We start from the raw sequence: 16145 nt of genomic DNA, 5'->3' as shown, positions 1-16145 counted from the left end.
TCAGTGCACCGTCCCCTGCGCGGTTCTGCGGGCGACCCGCATGATGGCGCTGCGCGAACGCGGGTTACCCGCTACTTCAGCGGCCGAAGGCTTGATTCGGTCCAGCGCCTCGAGCTTGAGGACCTGCCCCTGCGCGAAGGGCACCCGGCGGTCCACCACCTCGCGCGAATGGCGGGCGATGAACTGCTTGACGATGCGGTCCTCCAGGGAGTGGAAGCTGATCACGACAAGACGGCCTTCGGGTTGCAGAAGATCCAGGCTGGCACTCAGCGCCTGCTCGAGCTCTTCAAGCTCGGCGTTGACGAAAATCCGAAGAGCCTGAAATGTGCGCGTTGCAGGGTCCTGGCCCGGCTCGCGGGTTTTGACCGCGCCAGCCACGAGCTGGGCCAGTTCAGCGGTGCTTGCAAGGGGGCCCCGCTCCTCTCGGCGAGCAACAATCGCCTTTGCAACAGGAAGAGCAAACCGTTCTTCGCCGTAGTCACGAATCACCTGCGCGATCTGGCCGACCTCGGCCGTGGCAAGCCACTGGGCCGCACTCTGTCCGCGCGTGGTGTCCATGCGCATGTCCAGCGGGCCGTCGTGGCGGAAAGAAAAGCCCCGGGCGGGGTTGTCGATCTGGGGCGAGCTCACACCGAGATCCATCAGCACCCCGGCGCAGCTGCCTGCAGGCAGCTCGCTCAAGTGAGCAAAGCCCTCGTGACGAATGGAAAAACGCGCATCGGAGATGCGCGCGGCTTCGGCGATGGCTTCGGGGTCCTTGTCGAAGGCCACCAGGCGGCCCTGCGGGGACAAACGCGAGAGGATCTCCCGCGAGTGGCCGCCGCGGCCGAAGGTGGCGTCCACGTAGCAGGCCTGCGCACTGTGCACGAGCGCGTCGACGGCTTCGTGCAAGAGAACGGTGGTGTGGGTCCATGCGTTGTCCACCACGCCGCCGTCAGAAGGAGAAGTCCTTGAACACATCGGGCATCTGGCCCGCCATCGCCTCGGCTTCCTTGGCTTCGTAGCTGGCCTTGTCCCACAGCTCGAAGTGGTTGCCCATTCCGAGCAACATGGTCTCGCGCTCGATCCCGGCGGCTGCACGCAGCTCGGGAGAGATGAGCACACGGCCGGTGCCGTCGAGCTCCACGTCCATCGCATTGCCCAGGAAGATCCGCTTCCACCACTGCGCCGACATCGGCAACTGCGCGATGCGCTCGCGGAACTTCTCCCACTCGGGGCGGGGAAAAACCATCAGGCAGCCGTGCGGGTGGCGGGTGATCGTGAGCTGGTTGGCGGCCGTCGCAGACAGCACCTCGCGATGCCGCGTCGGCACGGAAAGCCGGCCCTTGGCATCGAGGCTGAGAGACGAAGCGCCCTGGAACACCGCTTTGATTCCTGCGAGGGGTGGATAAAACTGTTGACGGGGAAATCAGCCTTTGCGCCGAGGGCGCAGGCACTTTTTCCCACGAAATTGCACTTCCTCCCACTGTAGCAGGAAAACTCTTCTGTGCAAGGGGTCCCTCCCCTGCTTTTTTCTAATGAAATCAAGGACTTAGCGCCGACTTCCAGACCGCTTTCTCGATGAAAAGCGTTAAGAATGAAGCACTTAGCGAGCCGAGTGCATGTGAAACCTGAAGGCTACAGGGGGCCGCGCAAGCTTCATCCGGGCAAAAGGCAAGCCGGGCGGGCGTCGAAGACGCTCGCCCGGAGCCAAAAGGGGGTGGGAAAACGCCGGCAGCGGCCGGCGTGGGAGGGGATCAGTCCCCGAACATCTTCTGCTTGAGTTCCCGCCGCTGCTGGGCCTCAAGCGAGAGCGTGGCGGTGGGACGGGCCAGCAGGCGGCCCACGCCGATGGGCTCACCGGTTTCGTCGCAGTAGCCGTAGTCGCCGGCGTCGATACGCGAGATGGACTGCTCGATTTTCTTGAGCAATTTGCGCTCGCGGTCGCGGGTGCGCAGCTCCAGGGCGTGCTCTTCCTCGATCGTGGCGCGGTCAGCCGGGTCGGGGACGATGACGGTCTCCTCACGCAGGTGCTCGGTGGTCTCGCCTGCGTTGTTGAGGATGTCCTGTTTGATCTGTTGGAGCTTCTGGCGGAAGTACGCCATCTGCTTGTCGTTCATGTACTCCGCGTCCGGCATGGCCAGAACTTCGGCGTCAGAGAGTTGGTCGACCGACTTGGTCTTCCAGTTGTTGGCGAGCTTGGGGTCTTTTTTGACCGGTACGAAAACAGGGGTGGTCACAGGGCGGGAGGGCGTCTGGTAATAGCTGGCCTTGGCCGCGGTTGAGGCCACTGCCTGGGCCATGGAGGGCACGGTAATCTGTGCCAGTCTGGCCGAAGGCTTGGTCGCCCGGGGGGGCATGCCGGGCTGGGGCGCAGCAGGAAGGGTGGGCACACTGGCCGGCGCTTTGGGCGCTGGGACAGGGTGGGCAGGGGCCTTGGGCGCCGCCGCAACGGGCGCAGCACGCGAGGCCGGAGCCGCAGTCGCCTTGGATGAAGCGGCGCTCTTGGCGGCGGTGGGTACGGGAGCGGCCTTGGCAGGCGCCTTCACAGCTGGTTTATCAGCCGGTTTGGCGGCCGGCTTAGCAGCTGATTGGGAGGACTTGGGCACTGATTTGGCGGCGGGTTTGGCTGTAGCGGAGGCAGAAGGCTTTTTGACCGCCGGCTTGGCGGCGGCCTTCTTGGCGGGAGACGGACTCACTTTGGCAACGACTTTCGCTGGAGTGGCCTTCTTGACGACCGCTTTGGATGCTGGTTTGGCGCCGGCTTTGGGGCTGGCAGCCTTCTTGGGAACGGCCTTCTTGGGAACGGCCTTCTCTGGCGAGGCCTTCTTGGAGGCGGCCTTGGGCGGGGCGGCCTTCTTGGCGGCTGCCTTCACGGGGGTGGCCTTGGCGGCCGGTTTCTTCGCCTTTGCGGCGGCCTTCGGTTGCGGCTTCACTTCCTGCCTCCTGGCTGCGTTCCCTCGGCGTGGCTCAATGGCACCCCGGGACCGTCGTTGGTCGTCTTTCGGCCGGGCGGCCGACGACAGAAGGCGGTGTTATACCCTGATTGCCGAGCCATCCCGCCGGGGGTAGTCCGCATGTAGTCAAAAGCGTTCAGACGAGGCACTGCTGCAGCCCCTGCTCGAGGATGTCACGGGGCAGGTCGATGCCGATGAACACCATCTTGCTGGAGCGCACCTCTTCGTCACCCCATTTCGGGCCGAGGTCGCTGCCCATCAGCTGGTGCACGCCCTGGAAAATGACCTTGCGCTCGGTGCCCTTCATGTCGAGCACGCCCTTGTAGCGCAGCATGCGGGGGCCGTAGATATTGACGATGGCACCCAGGAAGTCTTCCAACTTGGCGGGGTCGAAAGCCCGGTCGGACTTGAAGACGAAGCTCTTGACGTCGTCATCGTGATGGTGGTGGTGGCCATGGCCCTCCTGGGCATGCGAGGGATGGTCGCAATGCTCACCATGGGCATGGTCGTGACCATGGTCATGATCGTGGGTGTCGCCGTGAGTGTGGCCGTGAGTGTGGCCGTGGCTGCCGTCCTCGAGGAAGTCCGGGTCGATCTCGAGCTTGGCGTTGAGGTTGAAGCCGCGCAGGTCAAAAACCTCGGACAGCGCCACCTCGCCAAAATGGGTCACCCGCTGCGGCGCGCGCGGGTTCATGTGCTTGAGGCGATGTTTCAAGGCCTCCAGCGCCTCGGCGTCCACCAGCTCGGACTTGCTGATGAAAATCTGGTCGGCAAAGCCCACCTGGCGCCGAGCTTCCTGCCGGTCATTGAGTTGTTGGGGGGCGTGCTTGGCGTCCACCAGGGTGAGGATGGAGTCGAGCAGGTAAGACTCGGCGATCTCGTCGTCCATGAAGAAGGTCTGGGCGACCGGGCCGGGGTCGGCTAGGCCGGTGGTTTCGATCACCACCCGGTCGAACACCAGCGTGCCCTTGCGCTTCTTGGCGGCCAGGTCCTGCAGCGTGGCCCGCAGGTCCTCGCGGATGGTGCAGCAGATGCAGCCATTGCTCATTTGGACAATCTGTTCCTCGGTGTCGGAGACCAGGATGTCGCTGTCGATGTTCTCGGCGCCGAATTCGTTTTCGATCACGGCGATCTTCTGGCCGTGGGCCTCGGTGAGCACGCGTTTGAGGAGCGTGGTCTTGCCGGCGCCGAGGAAGCCGGTGAGGATGGTGGCAGGGATCAGGCTCATGGGTGTCTTGCGGTCGCGCTGAACATTCGAAGGTGCGGGAGTGTACCGGTCCCCGGACGGATGGGTGCCAGACCGGGCCCATGGCCGGTGCCGGCGAACGGGCAGTACGTCGGTCCGGGCGCCGTTACCGGGTCTGGACGACCAGGCCCTTGAGGTACTCGCCTTCCGGGAAGATCAAGGTCATCGGGTGGTCGGGCGCACCACCGAGTCGCTCGGTAATGAAGCCGTCGGCCCCCGCATCAATCGCCGCCGAGGCGACGATCTTATGGAACAGGTCGGCGCTGATGCCGCCCGAGCAGGAAAAGGTGAACAGCACGCCGCCCGGCGGCAGCAGCTTGAAGGCCAGCCGGTTGATGTCCTTGTAGGCCCGGGCCGCCCGCTCGGCATGGGCGGCGGTGGGCGCGAGCTTGGGCGGGTCGAGCACGATGGCATCGAAGCGGCGGCCCTCCTCGATGAAGCGGCGCAGGCTGGCGTTGACGTCGGCGTCCAGGAACTCCGCCCGGGCGGGGTCTAGGCCGTTGAGATCGAGGTGGGCGCGGGCCCGCGCCAGCGCCGGCCCGGAGGAGTCGATGGAGGTCACCGCCTGGGCGCCGCCCTTGAGCGCGGCGACGGTAAAGCCGCCGGTGTAGCAGTAGCAATTGAGCACCGAGCCCAGGCCAAGCCGTTGGACCACCTCGCGCAAGCGAAGCCGGTTGTCACGTTGGTCGAGGTAAAAGCCGGTCTTGTGGCCGGTGGCCACGTCGAGGCTGAGACGCCAGTCGTGCTCGGCGATGGTGAGCTCGGTGCTGCCCTCGCCGCGCAGCCAGCCGGTGGCCGGCGCCAGCCCCTCGAGCTGGCGGGCGCTGGCGTCCGAGCGCTCGAAGAGGCGGGCGAGGCCGGTGGCCGCGAGAAGGGCATCGGTGATGACCGCCTTCCAGCGCTCAACGCCCGCCGAGAGGAACTGGGCGACCAAGGTGTCGCCATAGCGGTCCACCACCAGCCCGGGCAGGCCGTCGCTCTCGCCATGCACCAGGCGCAGGCCGTCGCTGGCGATGGAAAAGCGCGTGCGGGCCGCGATGGCGCGGCGCACCGTGGTGTCGAAGAAGGCCGCATCGATGCGCTGGGCCTCGTCGAAGCTCCACGCCCGCACCCGGATGCGCGACGCCGGGCTGAAGGCGGCCCAGCACAGGAAGCGCCCGTCATGGCCCTCGACACGCACCGTCTCGCCGGCGTCGGCGCCCCCCTTAGCGATGGCCGATTCGAACACCCAGGGGTGACGACGCAGCAGGGAGCGCTCCTTGCCTTCCTTCAGACGGATGGATTTCATTGAGCCGATTGTCGCCGGGCTGGTGCTGTGCCGCAGTTGGGCCGGCGTCGGCCTCAGTTCTTGCGCCGGGCGCGCGGGTGGGCCGCGTCGTACGCCTGGGCCAGGTGCTGGAAGTCCAGGCGCGTATAGACCTGGGTGGTCGAGATCTGGGCATGCCCTAGCAACTCCTGCACCGCCCGCAGGTCACCGCTGGACTGCAGCACATGGCTGGCGAAGGAGTGGCGCAGCATGTGGGGGTGCACCGGCATGGCCAGGCCGGCACGCAGACTTCGCTGGCGCAGCACCTTCCACACCGCCTGGGCGCTGATCCGCTTGCCGCGCGACCCAAGGAACAAGGCCGCATCCTCCCCCGCCGCGACCCGGGCGGGCTGCTGGCTGCGCAGATCCATCCAGACCGCCAGGGCCTCGAGGGCCTTGGTGCCGACCGGCACGCCCCGGCGCTTGCTGCCCTTGCCCAGCACCTGGGCCTCGCCGGCCTGGGCGTCGACCCAGCCGCGCGCGATGGCGGACGCAGCGATGTCCAGACCGACCAATTCGCCCACCCGCAGGCCACAGCCGTAAAGCAGTTCGACCATGGCCACGTCGCGCGCCTCGGTCCAGGGGTCGGCGCTGGCGTCGCGGAAGGCGGCCAGTTGCACCGAGTCGTCCACGCTCAGGGCCTTGGGCAAGGGGCGCGGCGACTTGGGCGCTCGCACGCCGGTGACTGGGTTGGCCGGCACCAGGCCCTCGCGGCCCAGCCAGGTGTAGAAGCCCCGCCAACCCGAAAGAATGAGGGCAATGCCGCGGCCGCTGCGACCGCCGCCGTGCATCTGGGCAATCCAGCGGCGCACATGGGCCGGCTGTACGCGCAACAGCTCGACGCCGGCCTCGCGGGCATGGGCGGCCAGGCGCTGCAGGTCGCCGGCATAGAGGTCGACGGTGCGCGGCGCGAGGCGCTTGGCGACGCGCACATGCTCGAGGTAGCGCTCGGCCAGGGGGTCGGGCGCGGGAGGGGTCAGCGGGGTGGACAGCGCTGACGCCGGCGCTTTTGCGCCTGCGGACTCAGCCCGGCCCGCCGAGGCCGTGCCGGCGCGGGGACGGCCTGTTTTCATGGGGCCTCGCTCCTGACGCCTTACTCCTGGCGCAGACGGGCCAGGGCGGCGCTGGCGAGTTCAGCGATGCGCTCGAGAAAGTCGGTGCCCATGCCGCTGGTGAAGCGCTGGGAATCGGGCGAGGCCAGCACCAGCAAGCCAAAGGCCGGCGTGGGCTCGGTCACCGGGCCCTCGCGCAGCGGAATCAGCGCCAGGGACTGCACCGCCTTGGGCTCCTCGAGCCACTGCAAGGCCTCAAAGCCCGCATTGACGCCGCAATAAGGCTGGGTGAGGGAGGAGGCAAAGGTGCGGGCGTCGGCGCTGGCGCCCTGGGCAAAGTCAGCGCCCTGGTAGGCGGCGCTCACATCCCAGACCTTGAGCGCTACCTGCGGCACCATGAACTGGTCGCGAATCTCCGCCACGATGGCCGCCGGCAGCTCGCCCGGAGTGGGCACCTGCAACAGTTGGCGGGCCCAGCGCTGGAGCCGGTCGGAGATGACCATGTTCTCGCTGCCGGCGCGGATCATTTCCATGATGCGCAGCTCGAGCACCTTGATCTTGTCACGCAGCATTTCGGCCTGGCGGGCCTGCAGGCTCACCGCGCGCTGGCCGTGCGGACTGGTCAGTTGCACCGCCGACAGCAGCTCGGCGTGGCGATGGAAGAACTCGGGGCTGCTCGCCAGGTAATGGGCGATATCGTCTTCGGTGATCGGGTTCATCGCGTTCGGGTCGGTGGTCATGTCGTGTGTCGCCTCAGGGTCGCAGGTGGTGGGGGCTTGGCGTCGTGATGGGTCGGGGCAAAGCGTGTTCGGGCTCGAGCGGGTTCGGGTTGTGGGGGGCCAGCAGGGCGCGGGCTCAGGAAGCTGCCGCGGCCGCACAGGAAGCGTCCGTGTGCGGAACCTCAACCTCGCCCTCAAAAACCGTGGTGGCCGGGCCGGTCATGCGCACCGGGCTGCCCTCGCCGTTCCATTCGATGGTGAGCATGCCGCCATGGGTCTGCACGTCGACCTGGCGATCGAGCTGGCCCAGGCGGATACCGGCCACCACCGCGGCGCAGGCGCCGGTGCCGCAGGCCAGGGTCTCGCCGGCGCCGCGCTCCCAGACCCGCAAACGGGCCTGCCCGCGGCCCTGCACCTGCAGAAAGCCGACATTGACCTTGTTCGGAAAAGCCGGGTGGCGCTCGATCTGCGCGCCCACCTGGGCCACCGGCGCGGCCTCGGCGTCGGGCACCAGCAGCACCGCATGCGGGTTGCCCATGGAGAGCACCGCCACTGGCCAAGTGCGGCCTTCGAGGGGAATGCCCCACTGCTGCCATCCCTGCGCCTCCTGCCGGGCGGCGGCGGGCAGGGCGGCCGGGTCGAAGGGGATGTCGGTGTGGCCAAAGCGCGGAGCGCCCATGTCCACGGTGACACGGCCATCGGCGAGCAGCTCGAGATGCAACAGGTTGTTGACCGTCTTGACCGCGATGCGGCGCTTGTCGGTGAGGCCGCGATCGACTACATAGCGAACAAAGCAGCGTGCGCCATTGCCGCAATGCTCCACCTCGCCGCCGTCGGCGTTATGGATCGCGTACTCGAAGTCGATGCCTGCCGCAGGCGAGGGCCGCACGCTGAGGATCTGGTCGGCCCCGACCCCGAAATGGCGGTCAGCCAGCCAGCGGTACTGGGCACGGGTGAGGCCGAGGCGGCCGCCGGTCTCGTCAAGCACGACGAAGTCATTGCCCGCGCCCTGCATCTTGGTGAAGCGGATTCGCATGGCGGGATTATCCGGCAGCCATGATGTAATTCCACGATGGTCCGGCCTCACCTTCTGCTTCATCCGCAGCGCGAACCCGTCGCGCCGCGCCTGTCCGCCACCCTCTTGCTGCTGCGGGACGGCCCCGACGGGCTGGAGGTGCTGATGACGCGCCGCTCCGCGACGGCCAGCTTTGTGCCCGGTGTCCATGTGTTCCCAGGCGGGGCGGTGGACCCGGAAGACGCCACTTGCCATGACATCGCCCAACGCCGGCCCGGGCAGGACGACGCAGCCCTGACCCACGCGGTTGCCGCCATCCGAGAGAGTTTCGAGGAGCTCGGTGTGCTGCTGGCTCGTCACCCGGACGGGCGAGCCGCCAACGCCCAAGACATACTCGCGATGGACCGGCGTGCACCCTTCGCCGAGCAGTGCCGCGCCCGCGGGCTCACCTTGCCGGCCGACGAGGTCTTCCTGCTGGCCCGCTGGATCACCACCCGCGACAACCCCAAGCGCTTCAACACTTTCTTCCTGGTGGCGCGCATGCCGCCAGACCAAGAGCCCGTGGCTGACGAGGCCGAGCAGTTCGAGCCGATCTGGATACGGCCGGCGGACGCGCTCACGCGGCACCAGGCGGGCAACCTCGCGATGATTTTCCCGACCGTGCGGACCTTGCAATGGCTGGCCAAGCAGACTGACGCCGAGGCAGTGCTAGCGGCTTGCGCCAGCGAGGAGCCGCTGTGGAGCGTCTGCCCCCGGCCCGGCCAGGTCAAGGGCAAGCGCCAGCACTTCATGGACCATGACCTGCCCTTTGGTGAACTGGCCCTGGTCAGCCCCGACGGTCAGATCGTCCCAGACCTCGACTGGCAGCACGAGCGACCGGTGCGCCTGTTGGCACACCTGCAGCGCCTGACCGCGCCCAACCCGGGGATGATGACCGGACCGGGCACCAACACCTACCTGGTGGGGGGCCCAGACACCGGCTGGCTGGTGGTCGACCCGGGCCCGGACGACGCCGGCCACATTGCCCGTATTGCCGCCGCCACCGGTGGCGATGTGCGCCTGATCGTCTGCACCCACTCCCACACCGACCACTCGCCCGGCGCCCGCCCACTGCAGGCGCTTTGCCCGGGCCGGCCGCCTGTGCTGGGCCTGGCCTCGCGCGACACCGCCCTGCCCGCCTGGGCCTTCACGCCGGACCGCGAACTGGCCGACGGCGAGCAGCTGGTGCTCGAGGGCGGCGGCCATCGCCACACCCTGCGGGTGGTGCACACGCCGGGCCATGCGGCCAACCACCTGTGTCTGGCGCTGGAGGAAGACGGTCTGCTGTTTTCGGGCGACCATGTGCTCAATGGCAGCACCACGGTGGTGGGCCTGCCGGACGGGGACATGAGCGCCTACATCGACTCGCTGGACACGCTGCACGCGCTGTGCGGCGCGCTGGGCCTGAACTTCATCCTGCCGGCCCACGGACATGTGATGGCCGACGCACCGGGCGCCATCGCCCGGCTGAAGGCTCACAGGCTGGCGCGCGAGGCGCGGGTACTGGAGGCGATGCGAGCCCAGCCCGAGGGCGGCCCGGACAAGTGGGTGCCAATGGCCTATGCGGATACGCCCGAGGCCCTGTGGCCGGTGGCGCGCCGCTCACTGATGGCGCATGTGGCGCGCATCGAGACGCTCGGGTTGCACCGCTGAGCCCAAGCAGCGGTGAGCAAATTGCGCTGAATGAACGGCGCCAAAAAACGGCGTTGAATAAAGTGTGGAGTCCGCCGGTACGCCGGATTCTGTGCACCGTGGTTGCCCACGGCGTGACCGCCATTCCTCTGGGCCGCCCGTCGCCGGAACGGCTCGATGCTACCTACCCGCCAGCTCCCCGGGACACAGATCAACGCTGGCCTATTTGGTATTGCTGCGCGTAGAGATTGCCCGTTTCACCCGCGCCTGCTGCCCCCCTTGCGGGCGGCGAACCGACGCGACTCGTCTCTGTTGCTCTGATCCTCACCTCACGGTGGGCAGCCGTTAGCTGCTACGCTGCCCTTTGCAGTCCGGACGTTCCTCCAGTGCGCCCTTTCGGGCCTTGCACCAGCGGCGGTCTGGCGGGCTCCACGGGCGTTATTATCCCTTCCATCCCCTCATGAGCTTTGGCGTGATAACTACACGCCCGCAAGATCCATGATTCGCATCGCCGAAATCAAGCTGACCCTGGCCCAGGCCGAGTCGCCCGAATCCACCGAAGTCGCCCTGCGCGCCGCTGCCTGCGGCATCCTTGGCTTACCGCCCGAGGCCCTGGGAGATATCCACGTCTTCAAGCGCAGCTTCGACGCCCGCAAGGCGGAGCTGATGGCGGTGTTCATCGTCGACATCACCCTGGCCGATCCGTCGCAGGAGGCCGCGGTGTTGCAGCAGCTGGCGGGCCGGCCGAATGTCGGCATGACGCCCGACATGGAATGGCGCGCGCCGCTCACCCCGGAGGCCGCTGCCGCTTGGGCGCTGGATCACCCGCAAGCACCGCGGCCGGTGGTGGTGGGCTTTGGCCCCTGCGGAATCTTTGCCGCCCTGGTGCTGGCGCAAATGGGCCTGCGACCCATCGTCCTCGAACGCGGCAAGGCGGTGCGCCAGCGCACCAAGGACACCTGGGGCCTGTGGCGCAAGAATCTTTTGCAAGCTGAGAGCAATGTGCAATTTGGCGAGGGTGGCGCAGGGACCTTTTCCGACGGCAAGCTCTATAGCCAGATCAAGGACCCGCGCCACCTGGGTCGCAAGGTGATGGATGAATTCGTCAAGGCTGGCGCACCAGAAGAGATTCTCTACGCGGCCCACCCGCACATCGGCACCTTTAAGCTGGTGAAGGTGGTGGAAAACCTGCGCGAGCAGATCATCGCCCTGGGTGGCGAGGTCCGGTTTCAGCAGCGCGTGATCGACTTCATCATCGAGGGAGAGGGAGACAACCGGCACCTGCGAGGCCTCAGGGTGCTCGATCAGTCGAGCGGCGAGGTCAGTGGGCAGGTGACTGAACTGCGCGCCGACCAGGTGGTGCTGGCCCTGGGCCACAGCTCGCGCGACACCTTCGAGCAACTGCACACGCGCGGCATCTTCCTCGAATCCAAGCCTTTCTCGGTCGGCTTTCGGATCGAGCATCCGCAGGGCATGATCGACCGCGCCCGCTGGGGCCGGCATGCCGGGCACCCGCTGCTGGGCGCAGCCGACTACAAGCTGGTGCACCATGCAAGCAATGGCCGCGCCGTCTACAGCTTTTGCATGTGCCCGGGCGGCACGGTGGTGGCTGCCACCTCGGAGACCGGGCGGGTGGTCACCAATGGCATGAGCCAGTACTCGCGCAACGAGCGCAACGCCAACGCCGGCATCGTGGTGGGCATTGACCCGCGCGACTACCCCGGCGACGACCCGCTGGCGGGCATGCGCCTGCAGCGCGAGCTCGAGTCGCGCGCCTATGTGCTGGGCGGCTCGACCTATGAGGCCCCCGGCCAGCTGGTGGGCGACTTCATTGCCGGCCGGCCCTCCGTCGAATTCGGCGAGGTGCAGCCCTCCTACAAGCCCGGCGTGAAGCTCGGCGACCTGCACCAGGCACTGCCCGCCTACGCGATCGAAGCGATGCGCGAAGCGCTGCCCCTCTTCGGCCGCAAGATCGCCGGCTTCGACCGCCACGACGCGGTGCTCACCGGGGTGGAGACGCGGACCTCGGCGCCGCTTCGCATCACCCGCGGCGACAACTACCAAAGCCTAAACCTGCGCGGCCTTTACCCCGCGGGCGAAGGCGCGGGCTATGCCGGCGGCATTCTTTCGGCAGGGGTGGACGGCATCAAAGTCGGCGAGGCGGTGGCACGCGAACGACTGGCCGTGGCCGCCTGAGTAGCGCCCGGGCGATTACTCCCGCGCCGGGTCTAGGCCGAAGGCCTGCCACTGCGCCTGCAAGCGCTTGCGCTCCGTCGCGTCCAGTGCCACCAACGGAGGCCGCACACGCAGCCAGCCCTCATGGCCAGATTTGAGGGCCATGAGGCCCTTGAAGGCGGCGGTCATGTTGTAGCCGCCCAGGATGGTCAGAAGTTCCTGAATGCGCGCGAGCCGGCCCGCCGTTTGCGCGCCGGCATGGTCGTCCACCAGGCGCTGCACCAGACGCGGCATGAGGTTGGCAATGCCGCTCACGGCACCGAGCGTGCCCTCGGCGGCCAGGGCCGGAATATCTAGCTCATTACCCACCCAAACCTGCAGCGGCGGCATGAAGGCACGGGCGAAGGCCAGGGAGTGCTCACGCTGGCAGAAGCTGTCCTTGAGGCCGATGAAAGTGTCGGGATACAGCGCCAGCAGGGTGCGAATGACATCATGGTCCAGCGTCATGCCGGTGACCTGGGGCAACTGATAGAGCATCACCTTCAGCCGCGGGTCGGCCACCTGGTCGATGACCCAGCGGTAGGCGTCGACGATGCCCGCGTCGGGCACGCCCTTGAAGAAAAAGGGCGGCAACATCAGGCAGCCGGCAGCCCCCAGGTCGGTGGCATGGCGGGTCAAGGCCACCACATCGGGCAAGGCGGCGCAGCCCGTGGCCACCAGGATGCGGGAGGCCGGCACGCCGCCGCGCACCAGCGCGTCGACGGCGTCGATGCGCTCCTGCACCGAGAACGAAGGACCCTCCCCCGTGGTGCCAAACGGGGTGACGCCGGCGCAGCCGGCCTCGATCAGGTCGCGGGCATGGCCCACGAAGGTGGCATGGTCGACCGAGAGATCGGGACGCAGGGGTGTCATCAGGGCCGGCCAGATGCCGGACATCGGAGGGCGGTTCACGGTCACGGGATGATCAGGGTCTGAGAGGGCAAGGCCTCGATCCTCGCGTGAATCGGCCGGATCGCCACGCGGGTTTGGCCCAATGGGAATCTGCCGCGGGTCAGCCTACGATCCGGCCCCAAACCCCGGGCAGACGGCATGCACCGGCGCACCGGGTGAATCGGATAAATCGGATACAACGGACACACCGGACATTTCGCCCCACCAAGAACAGGAGACCCCATGAAGCATTTCGTTCGCCGCAGCCTGATCGCCGGCGCCGCCGGCCTGGCCCTGCTGGCCGCCGGCCTGCCCGCCGCCCATGCGCAATCCGCTGGCAAGGTGCTCCTGCGTATCTCGACCCCCGCGGTGCCAGACGACTGGCACGCCAAGATGTGGACGGTGTTCAAGGAGTCCCTGGACAAGAGCGCGCCGGGCGAGTTCGATGTGCAGATCAACCTCAACGCCACCCTGTTCAAGCAGGGCACGGAACCGGCCGCCATGGCGCGAGGCAACCTGGAGTTGTCCTCGATCTCGGCCTTTGACATCGCCAAGCTGGTGCCCGAGTTCTCGGTGTTCACCGCGGGCTACATCATTCGCGACCCGGCCCACCAGCAGAAGGTGTTCAACGGCCCGATCGGCGAGGAGCTGTTCAAGTCTGTCGTCGAGAAGATGGAGGTACGCCCGCTGTCCACCATCTACCTGGGTACCCGCCAGGTGAACCTGCGCGAGGCGCGCAACGTCAGGACGCCGGCCGACCTCAAGGGTGTGAAGCTGCGCATGCCTGGCTCCAAGGAGTGGCTGTTCCTGGGCGAGGCTCTCGGAGCCACGCCCACGCCACTGGCTTTCGGCGAGGTGTACCTGGGCCTCAAGACCGGCACCATCGACGGCCAGGACAACCCCCTGCCCACCGTGCGCGCTGCCAAGTTCTACGAGGTGACCAAGCAGCTGGTGCTGACCAACCACCTGGTCGACGGCATCTTCATCGCCGTCTCCAACAAGGCCTGGAACGCCATGACGCCGGCCCAGCGCACCAAGGTGACCGCTGCAGCCAATGCGGCAGCCCAGTACAACAACGAGAACCGCATCAAGGAAGAAGCCCAGATCGTGGACTTCTTCAAGAAGGAAGGCCTGCAGGTCACCAACCCCGACCTCGACGCCTTCCGTAAGGCGGTCCAGGCGACCTACCAGAACTCCGAGTACGCCAAGGTCTGGCCCAAGGGGCTGGTTGACCGTATCAACAACACCCGCTGAACCGGCGACAAGCACCTCTCCGCATGAGGACCTGGCTGCAGCGGTTCGCCAATGGGGTCGGCGGCGGCCTGTTCCTGGCCTTGTTCGTCGTGTTCCTGGTGCAGATCACGGCCCGATTCGGATTCAACAAGCCGCTGGCCTGGACCGACGAGGCGGCGGTCATCTTGTATGTCTGGGTGATTCTCTGGGGTGCCGCCATGATGGTGCCCGAGCGTGAGCATGTCGTGTTCGACCTGCTCTGGAACAGTGTGGGCCGGCGCGGCAAGCAGGTGATGGCGGTGGTTGGCCACTCGGTGATCGGCGGCTTGGCCCTGTGGGCCCTGCCGGCCACCTGGGACTATGTGACCTTCATGTCGCGGGAAGGAACGCCGGTCCTGGGGCTGCCCTTCATGTGGGTCTTCATGCCCTTCGTGCTGCTCTTGGTGGCTTTGGCCCTGCGATCGGCATGGGCCGTCTGGCAGGCGCTGCGCGGGCGGGGGCTGGAAGCGGAGCTGCGGGTATGAATCCCCTGTACATCCTGGCCGGCGTGCTGGCCGGCGGCATCCTGCTGCGCATGCCGATCGGTTTTTCCATGCTGGCCGCCGGCATCAGCTACCTGATCGCCAAAGGCCAGGACCTGGGCTTGATGGCCGAACAGGTGGGCAACGGCCTGTACAACAGCTATGTGCTGCTGGCGGTGCCCCTGTTTGTGTTCGCCGCCAACATCATGAACGCGGGGACGGTGAGCGAACGTATTTTTGACTTCTGCCGCATCCTGGTCGGCCGGATGCGAGGCGGACTGGCGCAGGTGGACATTCTGGTGTCGGTGGTGTTTTCGGGCATGAGCGGCAGCGCCATCGCCGACGCCGCGGGGCCTGGCCTGGTGACCATCAAGCAGATGCTGCGCAAACCCGAGTACAGCCGGGGCTTCGCTGCGGCGGTAGTGGTGGCGTCGGCCACGCTGGGGCCGGTGATCCCGCCCTCGATCCCGATGGTGATCTATGCCCTGGTCTCAGGCGCCTCGGTCGGGGCACTGTTTCTGGCGGGCGTGGTGCCAGGCGTGATGATGGCGCTGCTGATGATGCTGGTGGTGCACGTCATCGCGGTCCGGCGCAACATGCCGCGCGACGAACCGGTTCCGCTGCGGGAATGGCCCGCCATCTTGTTTCGCGGCGCACTGCCGCTGTCGATGCCGATCGTCTTGCTGGGGGGCATCTACTCGGGCGCCTTCACGCCGACCGAGGCCGCCGCGGTTGCCGCCGTCCATGCCCTGTTGCTGGCTACCGTCGTTTACCGTGCACTGAATCTGCGCAGTTTCTGGGGAGTGGTGCTGGAGTCGACGCGCGCCAGTGCGGTGATCACCATGATCCTGGCCGGGTCCTTCATCCTGAACTACGCCTTCACCGCCGAGGGCGTGCCACAGGCCATGGCCGCGTGGGTGGGCGGCATGCAGCTGACGCCCACCACCTTCTTGCTGCTGGTCAATCTGCTCTTTCTGGTGCTGGGCTGCTTCCTCGACGTATCGGTGCTGCTGCTGGTCTTTGTGCCCATGCTGCTGCCCGCAGTCAAGATGCTGGGGATTGATTTGGTGCACTTCGGCGTGCTGGTCGTCCTCAACATGATGATCGGCCTCATTCATCCGCCTTTCGGCATGCTGCTGTTCGTGACCAAGGCACTCACAGGCATTCCGATCGGCGAGATGATGAAGGAGGGCTGGCCCTTCCTGGTCATGCTCCTGCTGTTGCTGCTGGCGCTGACCCTGTTTCCACAGATCGTGCTGTGGCTGCCGCAGACAATGGGCTACGGCCTGAAGTGATCAGCCCCGCTGCTGGAGCGCCGCGATGCGCTCTTCGTCTAGCCAG

General features: G+C 67.1%; 14 protein-coding genes and 1 other RNA gene. 5 read left to right on the top strand and 10 right to left on the bottom strand.

Annotation, left to right across the window (positions count from 1 at the left end):
* The 8 genes from rsmH to dapF all read right to left on the bottom strand — a co-directional run bounded on the left by rsmH (position 1) and on the right by dapF (position 8295).
* Positions 1-924, bottom strand: coding sequence for a 16S rRNA (cytosine(1402)-N(4))-methyltransferase RsmH (gene rsmH / locus QE494_RS08840; RefSeq protein WP_300042561.1), 924 nt, complete (start codon positions 922-924; stop codon positions 1-3).
* Between the two features lie 10 nt (positions 925-934).
* The gene (gene mraZ, locus QE494_RS08835) at positions 935-1363 is read right to left on the bottom strand and encodes a division/cell wall cluster transcriptional repressor MraZ (protein ID WP_300042560.1); all 429 of its coding nucleotides are present in this window, start codon (positions 1361-1363) and stop codon (positions 935-937) included.
* Positions 1364-1736: 373 nt separating this feature from the next.
* Positions 1737-2528: an RNA polymerase-binding protein DksA gene (dksA, locus tag QE494_RS08830; protein ID WP_300042588.1), complete on the bottom strand. Its 792-nt coding sequence runs from the start codon at positions 2526-2528 to the stop codon at positions 1737-1739.
* Positions 2529-3072: 544 nt separating this feature from the next.
* On the bottom strand, positions 3073-4164 hold the full coding sequence (locus QE494_RS08825; protein WP_300042559.1) for a GTP-binding protein: 1092 nt from the start codon (positions 4162-4164) through the stop codon (positions 3073-3075).
* A 124-nt stretch (positions 4165-4288) separates the two neighbouring features.
* Positions 4289-5470, bottom strand: coding sequence for a class I SAM-dependent rRNA methyltransferase (locus tag QE494_RS08820; RefSeq protein WP_300042558.1), 1182 nt, complete (start codon positions 5468-5470; stop codon positions 4289-4291).
* A gap of 53 nt (positions 5471-5523) precedes the next feature.
* Positions 5524-6480 (bottom strand): tyrosine recombinase XerC, encoded by a 957-nt coding sequence (locus tag QE494_RS08815; RefSeq protein ID WP_300042587.1) that lies wholly within the window; start codon positions 6478-6480, stop codon positions 5524-5526.
* 101 nt (positions 6481-6581) lie between these two features.
* Positions 6582-7280, bottom strand: a complete 699-nt coding sequence (locus QE494_RS08810; RefSeq protein ID WP_300042557.1) for a DUF484 family protein — start codon at positions 7278-7280, stop codon at positions 6582-6584.
* A 115-nt stretch (positions 7281-7395) separates the two neighbouring features.
* Positions 7396-8295, bottom strand: a complete 900-nt coding sequence (gene dapF, locus QE494_RS08805; protein ID WP_300042556.1) for a diaminopimelate epimerase — start codon at positions 8293-8295, stop codon at positions 7396-7398.
* Between the two features lie 36 nt (positions 8296-8331).
* Between dapF and QE494_RS08800 the strand changes: the two genes are divergently transcribed.
* Positions 8332-9966, top strand: a complete 1635-nt coding sequence (locus tag QE494_RS08800) for an MBL fold metallo-hydrolase (protein ID WP_300042555.1) — start codon at positions 8332-8334, stop codon at positions 9964-9966.
* 62 nt (positions 9967-10028) lie between these two features.
* On the opposite strand, the gene rnpB is transcribed toward QE494_RS08800, so the two are convergent.
* An RNA gene (rnpB, locus tag QE494_RS08795) (RNase P RNA component class A) lies at positions 10029-10376 on the bottom strand.
* A gap of 67 nt (positions 10377-10443) precedes the next feature.
* Between rnpB and QE494_RS08790 the strand changes: the two genes are divergently transcribed.
* The gene (locus QE494_RS08790) at positions 10444-12141 is read left to right on the top strand and encodes an NAD(P)/FAD-dependent oxidoreductase (protein ID WP_300042554.1); all 1698 of its coding nucleotides are present in this window, start codon (positions 10444-10446) and stop codon (positions 12139-12141) included.
* Between the two features lie 15 nt (positions 12142-12156).
* Here the strand turns inward: QE494_RS08790 and QE494_RS08785 are convergent, their stop codons facing one another.
* The gene (locus QE494_RS08785) at positions 12157-13071 is read right to left on the bottom strand and encodes a dihydrodipicolinate synthase family protein (protein ID WP_300042553.1); all 915 of its coding nucleotides are present in this window, start codon (positions 13069-13071) and stop codon (positions 12157-12159) included.
* A 222-nt stretch (positions 13072-13293) separates the two neighbouring features.
* Between QE494_RS08785 and QE494_RS08780 the strand changes: the two genes are divergently transcribed.
* Genes QE494_RS08780 through QE494_RS08770 form a run of 3 tightly spaced genes read left to right on the top strand, consistent with a single transcriptional unit; the run spans position 13294 to position 16099 of the window.
* Positions 13294-14304 carry a sialic acid TRAP transporter substrate-binding protein SiaP gene (locus QE494_RS08780; RefSeq protein ID WP_300042552.1) on the top strand — a complete coding sequence of 337 codons (1011 nt, stop codon included), beginning with the start codon at positions 13294-13296 and terminating at the stop codon, positions 14302-14304.
* Positions 14305-14327: 23 nt separating this feature from the next.
* A complete protein-coding gene (locus tag QE494_RS08775; protein WP_300042551.1) occupies positions 14328-14807 on the top strand; it encodes a TRAP transporter small permease in 480 nt (159 codons plus the stop codon).
* Positions 14804-16099: a TRAP transporter large permease gene (locus QE494_RS08770; protein ID WP_300042550.1), complete on the top strand. Its 1296-nt coding sequence runs from the start codon at positions 14804-14806 to the stop codon at positions 16097-16099. Before QE494_RS08775 ends, QE494_RS08770 begins: the two co-directional genes overlap by 4 nt.
* Positions 16100-16145: the final 46 nt, after the last annotated feature.

The sequence above is a fragment of the Ramlibacter sp. genome (genome assembly GCF_029866045.1).
GTDB lineage: Bacteria > Pseudomonadota > Gammaproteobacteria > Burkholderiales > Burkholderiaceae_C > Ramlibacter.
This window is presented reverse-complemented; position numbering and strand designations above follow the sequence as displayed.